The following is an 11985-nucleotide window of genomic DNA, read 5'->3' as shown; positions in this document are numbered from 1 at the left end:
AGTTGTGATGTAACACATGTATTGTAATCCTACAAATAGTGCTTGACAGATTCATGTTTTTGTGTTGACGAAGGTTAACCCGTATGCTATAATAACTTATTGCAGAATATCCGGCAGAAGGCTTATTTTTGTTTACGGGGGAACGAATCCTAATCAGAGGAAAATTAAGCAAGGTTCACGTTACGTCAGAGCCTTGCTTTTTTGTCGCTTTCTCTGTAGATGTGCGCGTTCTGTTTTAGGCGATTTACTTTTTATAAGGGGTGAAGTAACAGCATGTTCAAACCTGTACAAGTAGGGAAAAGAACTCGATACACGTATGCAAAGATTAACGAGGTCTTGAAGATGCCTCATTTGTTGGATTTGCAGATCGGATCTTACAAATGGTTTTTGGAAAAAGGGTTAAAGGACATATTTAAAGACATCTCTCCGATCGAAGATGCGTCGGGAAATCTTTCCCTGTCTTTTGAAAGCTTTTCATTAGGTGAACCGAAATATGCCGTTCGCGAGTGCAAAGAGCGGGACACGACTTATGCGGCGCCTCTTCGTGTGCTTATTCGCCTGATGAATCGTGAAACAGGTGAGATCAAAGACCAGGAAGTATTCATGGGTGACTTCCCCCTGATTACGAATACGGGTACATTTATCATTAACGGTGCGGAACGTGTTATTGTCAGCCAGCTGGTTCGTTCGCCCGGCGTGTATTACGGCCGTGAAATCGATCCCATGGGCATTCGGCTCTACAGTTCGACGATCATTCCTAACCGCGGGGCGTGGATTGAATTGGAAACGGATACGAACGGCATTGTTTATGCCCGTATCGACAGAAATCGTAAGATCCCCGCGACCGTCCTGATTCGTGCGCTCGGTTGGCCCACAAATGACGATATTATGCAGCTTTTCAATAATGATCCCCGTTTACAGGCCACTTTCGAAAAGGATACTACCGAATCGCAGGAAGAAGCACTGGTTGAAATCTATAAAAAACTTCGTCCCGGCGAACCGCCGACAGTAGAAAGCGCCCGCAGCCTCTTTGGAAGGGCTCTTCTTTGACCCCCGCCGTTATGATATGGCTCGTGTCGGCCGTTATAAAGCCGGCCGCAAGCTCGGCTGGGAACATCGCCTTTTCGGCCTCACCCTGCATGAGCCGATTGTCAACGGGGAAACGGGCGAGCTTATCGTGCCGGCTCAGACGGTTATCGGCGCTGCCGAAATTCGGAAAATCAAAGACAGCGGTGTCTTCGGCTTCGACGGTCTTGTCGAAGTCTTTGCCGAAAAGCAGGACGGGTCCGTTTGTAAAATTATTTGCAATAACAGCAATTTGCCTGTTGATCACCGTACGATTACCAAGGAAGATATCATTGCCAATATCGGCTATCTCCTCAATTTGATGGACGGGTTCGGCAATGTCGACGATATCGACCATTTGGGCAACCGGCGCCTTCGCTGCGTCGGTGAACTCCTGCAGAACCAGTTCCGTATCGGGCTGACGCGCATGGAACGAGTTGTTCGTGAACGCATGACCGTACAGGATACGGAAACGATTACGCCGCAGGTGCTTATCAATATTCGTCCCGTCGTTGCGGCTATTAAAGAATTTTTCGGTTCCAGCCAGTTGTCCCAGTTCATGGACCAGACCAATCCGCTGGCCGAACTCACGCATAAGCGCCGCCTCAGTGCTCTCGGGCCGGGCGGCTTGTCCCGTGAACGCGCCGGGTTTGAAGTCCGCGACGTGCATCACTCCCACTACGGCCGTATGTGCCCCGTGGAAACGCCGGAAGGCCCGAATATCGGCCTGATTTCATCCCTTGCCTGCTTCAGTAAGGTGAATGAATTCGGTTTCATTGAAGCACCGTACCGCCGCGTCGATAAAAAAACACATGTCGTCACGGATGAAGTGCATTATATTACGGCCGATGAAGAGGAACAGTATATTATCGCTCAGGCAAACGAACCGCTCGCGGCAGACGGCACCTTCGTCAACGAACGCGTTGCCTGCCGCCACGGCGAAGCCGTCCTGGAAGTTGCCCGCGAACGCGTCGATTTTATGGACGTATCGCCGAAAGAAGTGGTTTCCGTCGGTACATCCATGATCCCCTTCCTTGAAAATGACGATGCCAACCGTGCTCTCATGGGTGCCAATATGCAGCGGCAGGCAGTTCCCTTGCTCCGGACACAGGCGCCTCTCGTCGGTACGGGCATGGAATATAAGGCCGCCTGCGACTCCGGCGTCTGCGTTCTGGCAAAACGCGCCGGTACGATCGTTCGTGTAACGGGCGATGAAATCATCGTCGATACGGATGAAGGCGGTCTTGATACATATAAACTTATTAAGTTCGTGCGCTCCAATCAAAGCACGTGCATTAACCAACGGCCGGTCGTCTATAAAGGGGAACGGGTCGAAAAGGACCAGGTTCTTGCCGACGGCATGGCTACGGACGGCGGTGAATTGGCATTGGGGTACAATATCCTCGTCGCGTATATGCCCTGGGAAGGCTATAACTATGAAGATGCCGTACTTCTCAGTGAAGAATTGCCGAAAAACGATATTTACACGTCTATTCATGTTGAAGAATACGAATGCGATGCGCGCGATACGAAACTGGGCGCAGAAGAAATTACCCGGGAAATTCCGAATGTCAGCGAAGACAGCACGAAAAACCTTGATGAAGACGGTATTATTATGGTCGGCGCCGATGTATTTCCCGGCGATGTCCTCGTCGGGAAAGTAACGCCGAAAGGCGAAACGGAACTCACGCCGGAAGAACGCCTTCTTCGCGCCATCTTCGGCGATAAGGAACGGGAAGTTCGCGATACGTCTTTGCGCGTGCCTCACGGGGAATCGGGCAAAGTCGTGAAAGTCCGTGTTTTTTCACGGGAGAACGGCGATGAATTGCCGCCCGGCGTCAATAATCTGGTCCGCGTTTATATCGCTCAAAAACGTAAGATCCACGAAGGCGATAAAATGGCCGGCCGCCACGGGAACAAGGGGGTCGTTTCCCGCGTCATGCGTCAGGAAGACATGCCCTTTCTCCCGGACGGCACATCCGTCCAGATTGTATTGAATCCCCTAGGCGTACCTTCCCGCATGAATATCGGTCAGATTCTGGAAACCCATCTCGGCTGGGCCATGCATGAAATAGGTGTCCAGATCTTGAATCCGGACAACAAGCTGGCAGATAAATTGAAAGCTGTCGGTTATGATATCGATACATACGGCATGGTCCGTCCGGATAAAGCGGGTGTCCATATTGCCACCCCTGTTTTTGACGGTGCTCACGCGGAAGACGTATTCGAGGCGTTGCGTCTGGCGGGCCTTCCCGATGACGGTAAAACGGTCCTTTATGACGGCCGCACGGGCGAACCGATGGACCGTCGCGTTACAGTCGGGTATACATACTTCCTCAAGCTGCATCATCTTGTCGACGATAAAATTCACGCCCGTTCGACCGGTCCGTACTCCCTCGTCACGCAGCAGCCCCTCGGCGGCAAAGCCCAGTTCGGCGGACAGCGTTTCGGTGAAATGGAAGTATGGGCCCTTGAAGCGTACGGTGCGGCGTATACGTTGCAGGAAATGCTTACTGTCAAGTCCGATGACGTTGTCGGGCGCGTAAAAGCATATGAAAAGATTGTTAAAGGCGAAAATATTCCCGAACCGGGCGTTCCCGAATCCTTTAAGGTGCTCCTTAAAGAATTGCAGGCTATCGGGCTGGATGTTCAGATCCTTAATGAAGACAGCGAAGAGGTTATTATTAAGGAGTTGGACGACGAAGACGATGCGGACGGGGATGCAGGTAAGAATGATGAAATGCGTCATATTATGGAAGGCGAAGGGGCGGCTGATACTGCCGGCCAATCCGTAGAAGATGCCGGTATTGAAGAAGCCGACGCACCGGCGGATAACGGCGGTGAAGACGATTTAATCGGCATGAGCTATGATTCGTCTCCTGCCGACGGCATGAATGACGATACGGAAGAATAAGAAGCGGTACAGAAGGGAGCGGTATTAGTGCTGGACGTAAATGAATTTGATTCCATGCGAATCGGCCTGGCCTCGCCGGAAAAGATTCTTGAATGGTCCCACGGTGAAGTGAAAAAACCGGAAACCATTAATTATCGTACATTAAAGCCGGAGAGGGACGGGTTGTTCTGTGAACGCATTTTCGGCCCTACAAAAGACTGGGAATGTCACTGCGGCAAGTATAAAAGGATTCGTTTTAAAGGCGTCGTCTGCGATCGTTGCGGCGTTGAAGTAACGCGTGCCAAGGTGCGGCGTGAGCGGATGGGCCATATCCGATTGGCTACGCCCGTTTCGCATATTTGGTATTTCAAGGGTATCCCCAGCCGGATGGGGCTGGTTCTCGACATTTCGCCGAGGTCCCTGGAAAAGGTGCTTTACTTTGCTTCATATATCGTCCTTGATCCGGGCGATACGCCGTTGCAGAAAAAGCAGCTCCTGACAGAATCGGAATACCGTCAGAACCTTGATATGTACGGTGAAAAATTCCGTGTCGGCATGGGTGCGGCGGCAATTAAAGAATTGCTTCAGAATCTCGACCTGAAGGAACTCGACGGGGAACTCCGCAAAGAACTTCACGATTCTTCCGGACAGCGCCGCATACGCGCCATCCGCCGTCTTGAAGTCATTGAAGCGTTTCTTCATTCCGGCAATAAACCGGAGTGGATGATTTTGGACGCGGTCCCGGTCATTCCGCCTGAACTGCGCCCGATGGTACAGCTTGACGGCGGCCGTTTTGCCACGTCCGATCTGAATGATCTGTATCGCCGTGTTATTAACCGCAATAACCGGTTGAGCCGTCTGCTGGAACTGGGGGCGCCGGATATTATTGTACGTAACGAAAAGCGCATGCTTCAGGAAGCCGTTGACGCGCTCATTGATAACGGCCGTCGCGGCCGGCCCGTAACGGGCCCCGGCAACAGGGCGTTAAAATCCCTCTCGGATATGCTCAAAGGGAAACAGGGGCGTTTCCGTCAGAATCTGCTCGGCAAACGCGTCGACTATTCCGGCCGTTCCGTTATCGTTGTCGGCCCCGAATTGAAAATGCATCAATGCGGGCTGCCGAAGGAAATGGCCCTTGAACTGTTCAAGCCTTTTGTTATGAAAAAGCTTGTTGAAACAGGCGACGCCACGAATATCAAAAACGCAAAGAAACAAGTTGAACGCGTCAACCCGAAGGTATGGGATGTCCTGGAAGGCGTAATCAAAGAGCATCCCGTTCTCCTGAACCGCGCCCCTACGCTGCATCGTCTCGGGATCCAGGCTTTTGAGCCGATCCTTTGGGAAGGACGCGCCATCAAGCTCCATCCCCTTGTCTGCACGGCGTACAATGCCGATTTCGACGGCGACCAGATGGCCTGCCATTTGCCGCTCTCGGTGGAAGCTCAGTCTGAAGCGCGTACGCTCATGCTTTCGGCTCATAATATTTTGGCGCCGAAAGACGGCAAACCCGTTGCCGTCCCGACACAGGATATGGTGCTCGGCGCGTACTATCTGACCATGGTTAAACCGGGCTCTCGCGGCGAAGGCAAATTGTTTTCCGGTTTTGAAGAAGTTATGCTCGCTTATGACGCAAAGGTGATCGATATCGGTGCGCTTATTAAGGTGCGCATTCCCGGCCGCGGCCTTATCGAAACGACGGCGGGGCGTATGGTTTACAACAATCAGCTCTACGAAGAACTGCGCCGTTACCATACGGACAGGGTCATGGTTTTCACGAATCCGCAGGATGTCGTCTTTGCTTATGAAAACGACTTGATCGATGACGGTCATCTGATCAAAATCAAGAATGAAGACGGCCGTATTCTCGATTATGGATTTACGGGCCTGAAGGAGGCTTTCGGTATCGACTTGACCCGGGTCCGTCCGAAAGTCGTCAGGAAGATCGATCAGGAAGCGGTTGCCGCGTTTAAAGCGGAAAAAGAGTACGTCGATGTAGAATGCCTCGGCGTTCTAATGAATAAGAAACAAATAGGCAAGCTCGTCGCCGAATGCTTCCACCTCGTCGGCAATACGGAAACGGCGGCACTTCTTGACCGTATCAAAGCTACGGGTTACCATTACGCCCGTCAGGCAGGCATGTCCATCGCTATTTCCGATATTCAGGTTCCGGCCGAAAAGAAAGCCGTTCTCAGTGCAACGGATGCACAGGTACTCAAGGTTACGCAGATGTTTATGCGCGGCCTGATTACGGAGGATGAACGTTATCGTAAGACGATCGCGCTCTGGGAAAAAGCCACGGAAGACGTTACGGAAGCCATGATGGATAACATGGATCCGTTCAACTCGATCTTTATGATGGCTGATTCCGGTGCGCGCGGTAATAAGCAGCAGATTCGCCAGGTTGCCGGCATGCGCGGGTTGATGGCCGATCCGTCCGGCCGGATTATCGACCTGCCGATTAAAGCAAATTTCCGTGAAGGCCTGTCCGTATTGGACTACTTCACCTCTTCGCACGGCGCCCGTAAGGGCTTGGCCGATACGGCTCTCCGTACTGCCGATTCAGGGTATCTGACCCGCCGCCTTGTCGATGTGTCCCAGGATGTTATCGTCCGTGAAGATGACTGCGATGTATTCGGGCTCGATCTCGTGCGTGAACGCGCTCGCCTTGCCGGCTCCGTGCGTCAGGCCGTCAATCTTTTGCGTGATAAGCTTATCGGCCGTGTCCTCGCCCGTAATGTCGTCGATGAAGAAACGGGCGATCTCATCTTCCCGGAAGAACACATTTTAAGCAATGACGATTTGGAAGTCGTTATTGAACATAAAATCCCCAAGCTGTCCCTTCGCGGCAGTCAGATGGATATCAATGACGATCTGAACCATACGAATACGATTGAAACGGTCAGCCTGGGTGCGCCCGAAGAAAATATCCGTGCCGCTCTTCGCGAAGCGATGATTGGGAACATGCTCGGCAAAACCGTCGAAAAAACTGTGTACGATTCAGCGGGCACGGAAATTTGCCCGGCCGGTACGGCGCTTACGGAAGAAGCTATTGAACGGATACTTATGAGCGATGTTGACGAAGTTAAAGTTCGCAACAATGATATCCGCGGTATTGAAGTGACGGCTATCGTTGAAGGCGACGGTGTTATCGAACCGCTGGCAGACCGCATCGTCGGCAGAACGGCGGCGGAAACGCTCATCAATAAGGATACGGGCGAAGTCATCGTGCCCATGAATGAAGAAATCATGGAAGACCAGGCGAAAGAAGTCGTTAAATACTACGATGCCGTCCGCATCCGTTCCGTCCTTACCTGCCGCAGTCGTTACGGTGTTTGCGCCAAGTGCTACGGTCGTGACCTCGGTACGGGCGGCAAGGTCAATGTCGGTGAATCCGTTGGCATTATTGCCGCACAGTCTATCGGCGAGCCGGGCACGCAGCTGACGATGCGTACCTTCCATACGGGCGGGGTCGCTTCTGCCGGCGATATCACACAGGGGCTCCCGCGTGTCGAAGAATTGTTCGAAGCACGTAAACCGAAAGGCAATGCCGTCGTTACGGAAATTGACGGGGTAGTCACCATTACGGAAAAAGAAGACCACGAAGACATCCATATCGTACACGTTACGGCGAAAGACGGTGACGAACGAAGTTATACCATTCCGTACGGTGCGCATCTCGTCGTGCGCGAAGGTGATGAAATTGAAAAGGGGAGCCGTATTACGGCGGGTTCCATCAACCCTCATGATATTCTCCGCATTCAGGGCGTAGAAGCCACACAGCGCTACCTCGTATATGAAGTGCAGAAGGTATACAAGTCACAGGGCGTTGAAATTAACGATAAACATATTGAAGTTATCGTTCGCCAAATGCTCCGCAAGATGAAGATTGAAGATGCCGGCGATGCGGACGTGTTGACGGGCGATTATGTGGAGCTGAATACGTACGAAGATACGAACCGTCGTATCCGGGCTGCAGGCGGTGCACCGGCTGCAGGCAAAGCCATGCTTCTCGGCATTACGAAAGCCGCTTTGGCTACGGAGTCCTTCCTTTCGGCGGCATCCTTCCAGGAAACGACGCGTGTCCTCACGGATGCGGCTATTAAAGGGAAAGTCGATCCTCTGTTGGGGCTCAAGGAAAATGTCATTATCGGCAAGCTTATCCCGGCCGGTACGGGCATGAGCCGTTATCGCAAGGTTAAGGTGGTCAAACCGATTCCCATCATTGAATATGAAACGGAAGAAGAAAGTGAGCCGACCGCTCCCTCATTGACCGGAAATGAATGAAAATAACGCCGCCGCGGCGGTATGGGCAAGAGACTCATCGTATGATGGGTCTCTTGCCGTACCCGGGCGGAAAACATGTCCTTTCGAAGGTAAGCTTTTCGGAAAACGAACGTACGTATACTACGTAGTTCTGTCCTGTTTCATGAAGTGTATAAGGAGGTACCCTTATGTTAGGCAACTTTGAATATGTTAATCCGACCAAATTATATTTCGGCCCGAAGGCCCTCGATTATTTGCAGCGGGAATTGCCGAAGTACGGCAATAAAGTCGTGCTTATTTACGGCGGCGGTTCTATTAAAAAGAACGGTATTTATGACAGCGTCACGGCGATCCTCAAAGCCAACGGCAAGGATGTCGTTGAAGATGCGGGAGTTATGCCCAATCCCACGTCCGATAAGCTTACGGAAGGCGCGAAAATCGCTAAAGAGCACGATGCCGATTTGCTTCTTGCCGTCGGCGGCGGTTCTGTCTGTGACTATGCCAAAGGCGTAGCCGTGTCGGCTTATTGTGAAGATGATCCGTGGGAAAAATACTATGTCCGCCAGGAACGGGTGGACAATAAGATTATCCCCGTCGGATGTGTCCTTACCATGGTCGGCACGGGTTCGGAAATGAACGGCGGTTCCGTTATTACCAATCATGCGCAGAAACGCAAAATCGGTCGTGTCTTTAAAGAAGATGTCTTTCCGAAATTCTCTGTCCTTAATCCGGAATATACGTTTACGTTGCCTAAGTATCAAATGGTTGCCGGTTTCTTTGATATTATGTCCCATATTCTGGAACAGTATTTTTCCGGTACGGATGACAACACGTCCGATTACATTATGGAAGGGCTCCTGCGTTCCCTGATCCATTCGGCTCGCATTGCCGTAAGGAATCCGCAGGATTACGAGGCGCGCAGCAATATCATGTGGACGGCGACCTGGGCGCTCAATACGCTTGTCGCCAAAGGGAAGAGGACGGACTGGATGGTCCATATGCTCGGCCAGGCTATGGGCGCCTATACGGATGCGACTCACGGCATGACATTGGCTGCCGTCTCCCTGCCGTATTATCGCCATATTATGAAAGACGGGTTGCCGAAGTTTAAACGGTATGCCGTTAACGTCTGGGATGTTGACCCGACGGTCCTCAGTGATGAAGAAGCGGCGGCGGAGGGGCTCAACCGCATGCAGGCATACATGAAAGAAATCGGCGTCGTCATGCATGCGGCCGAACTGGGCATGACGGCCGATATGGTGGAAGGTGTTGCCGATGCGACGTTTATCCTGAACGGCGGATATAGAGAACTGAGCCGACAGGAAATCGTCGATATCCTGAAAGAAAGCATGTAAGGTAAACTATCGGTATGCGCAAGGAATTATATCCGGGAGGTATGTGTCTATGGAACAGAGAGTCTATGAAATTTCCGCGTATGCAAAACAGAGTGAGGAGAAAGCCTTGAAAACAGTTATCCGCAGCACCGATTCAACGAGTTTGTCCGTCTGGGTTATGAAACCGGGGCAGGCCGTTCGGGACCATGTTCATCACAAGGGTGAAGACGTTTGGATTTGTTTGCAGGGGACGGGGGTATTTCACCCTGCTGAGGATGAAAAAGTGCCCGTATCCGCCGGTAAGATCGTCGTGACGCCGAAGGGCGTGTGCCACGGAATGGTCAATACGGGTGAAGAAGATTTTATTTTTGTCAGTGTCTGCCCGCAGCTTTCCGATTATGAAGCCTTGCCGGTATAAAAGGAGGACGCTTTTGTCATAAAAGAGGCTGTAACAAAGCAGTTCCCGACTCGAACGGATAAAGCAGGGGGTTCTCAGCGCGTAATCGCTGAGAACCCCCTGCTCTTTCCCGTGCCGGTTTGTCCGTTCTTTTGAATTTCGGGATGATCGCTTAGAACCGGTAATTTGCTTTGAACCATACTGTACGGCCCGGCTCATTGATGTGTTCATGGCCGATGATGCCCAGATTACTGATAGTTGCCTCTTTGTAACTGACGAATTCGGCATAATTCTTATTGAAGATATTATCTATGCCGCAGGAAAAAGTCATGGCGTCCGTTGCCTTATAGGCGGCATTTAACGAGACAATACCGAAACCGCCTGTAGGCGCCGTATCGACGCCCGTTTCACTGCCATAGCCGGGACGGCAGCGCTTTTGACTTGCCATGATACGCCAGAGGAGGCCGGCTTCCCAGGCGGAATGGCGGTATTTAAGGCTTACATCGGTCTCGAACGGGGCGAGCTGAGGTAGGGGGGCATGTTGTCTGCGGTCGCTGCCGCGTGTCAGCGCGGCTGTCGCGGACAAGGTCCAATGAGGCGTAAAATGGTGCGTATAATCCGCTTCCAGCCCATAGAGGCGGGCGTCCGTGTTGATGTAAGTCTGCGGTGTCCGCATGATAAAATCACGGATATCGCTGTAGAAGAAAGAGATACTGCCCCTGTCTTTTTTGCCGGCGTATATCCAGCCTATATCGAGCTGTGTGTTTTTTTCCGGAGACAGCAGGCCTGTCGACGGGCTGACGGCGGTTCCCTGCGGATTGAGACGGTTACTCTTCGCCTTCCAGCTGGTGAACGACTCCCAATAGTCCGCCGGGCGTTCGGCGTGCCCCAATCCTATGTAGAAAGTCAGCGGTTTCTTCCTGTTTTTATGTTCATACCGTAAGAAGCCGCTGTATCCGTTAAAAGACGTATTTCCGGGAAGGAGGTCGAGTGTCTTTTTGCCGGACATATTACGGCCTATATACGGTAAATAGTCGTTAATTACCCGATCATACCGCAGTCCGCTGTGGAAGCTGTCCTGTTTACCGAAAAAATGACTGTATTCCGCGAAAACTCCGTAATTCCGGATAGACATGTCTTTACTGAATGCGCCTACGGGTTTTCCTTCCGGCGCCACGGCAAAGAAATGATCCTGTTTCTGATAATCAAACCCTATGGCGCCCAATGAGGTATCGGAAAATACCAGGTCGAAGACTGTGCGTATACCGTACAGCGTGCGCTTTACATCCGTACCCATCGGCATCTTACGGGGCGGGACCGGACGAAGACTGTAATTGTCCATGATGTGATCGATCGTAGTGTGGTATATGTCGATATCGATGCCTGCAATATGGGGAGATACCAGATCCCTGCGGAATTTTAACGCCCAGCTGTCGCGATCAAACTGTCTGCCGTCCATCATACCGTGTGCAAAAGCCGCTTTGCCGCGGCTCTTGTCATATGACAGTTCAAAAAGAGTGTTTTTATCCGGCGTAATACCGATGATGCCGGTCAGACTGTGTCGGTCGTAGCGAGAATGCACGGTCTGGCCGCCGCCGTCGCGATAGTCGCGGGAATAATTGCGTGTCTGAATGAAACGGGCATATCCTTTTTCATTGCCCGCCGTAATGTCGAACAGGTTGTCGAAGCGATGATTGCTGCCGCCCAACATGCCTATATTGCCGCGTATTCCGGCAGAGGTGAACCTCTTCGTATCGCGTTCAAAAATGACTGTGCCTGCCAGGTTTGCGCCGTAACGGACACTTTGAGGACCTTTGATAATATTGATGCGGCTGAAGGTTTCCGGGAACGCGTAGGTTACGGACGGATCCATCCGGCCCGGGCAGCCGCCGTAAAGACTGCCGCCGTTTATGAGCACATTGAGCCGAGAGCCGCCCAGGCTGCGCAAGAGCGGGTCGCCGCTGATACCTCCTTTACGGACAAGCGTAAAGCCCGTAACATTTTTCAAGTAACCGCCGCCGTCGGCAGCCGGT

The 11985-nt window shown here is 52.0% G+C and carries 4 protein-coding genes and 1 pseudogene; 4 read left to right on the top strand and 1 reads right to left on the bottom strand.

What is annotated here, in order from left to right; translation table 11 throughout:
- The first annotated feature begins 273 nt into the window (after positions 1 to 273).
- From rpoB to HMPREF0080_RS03815, 4 genes and pseudogenes are all read left to right on the top strand, one after another.
- A pseudogene (gene rpoB, locus HMPREF0080_RS03830) lies at positions 274 to 3979 on the top strand (DNA-directed RNA polymerase subunit beta).
- A 27-nt stretch (positions 3980 to 4006) separates the two neighbouring features.
- Positions 4007 to 8242, top strand: a complete 4236-nt coding sequence (rpoC, locus tag HMPREF0080_RS03825; protein ID WP_040347127.1) for a DNA-directed RNA polymerase subunit beta' — start codon at positions 4007 to 4009, stop codon at positions 8240 to 8242.
- Positions 8243 to 8409: 167 nt separating this feature from the next.
- On the top strand, positions 8410 to 9576 hold the full coding sequence (locus tag HMPREF0080_RS03820; RefSeq protein WP_006789915.1) for an iron-containing alcohol dehydrogenase: 1167 nt from the start codon (positions 8410 to 8412) through the stop codon (positions 9574 to 9576).
- Between the two features lie 49 nt (positions 9577 to 9625).
- Positions 9626 to 9973, top strand: a complete 348-nt coding sequence (locus tag HMPREF0080_RS03815) for a cupin domain-containing protein (RefSeq protein WP_006789914.1) — start codon at positions 9626 to 9628, stop codon at positions 9971 to 9973.
- Positions 9974 to 10124: 151 nt separating this feature from the next.
- Here HMPREF0080_RS03815 and HMPREF0080_RS03810 read toward each other — a convergent pair.
- Positions 10125 to 11985, bottom strand: a 1861-nt coding sequence (locus HMPREF0080_RS03810; protein WP_040347146.1) for a TonB-dependent copper receptor, incomplete at its 5' end; no start/stop codon positions are given.

The organism is Megasphaera geminata F0357 (assembly GCF_000239275.1).
GTDB classification, from domain to species: domain Bacteria; phylum Bacillota; class Negativicutes; order Veillonellales; family Megasphaeraceae; genus Megasphaera; species Megasphaera geminata.
The sequence above is the reverse complement of the archived record's forward strand: the minus strand, read 5'-3'. Positions and strand labels throughout refer to the sequence as shown.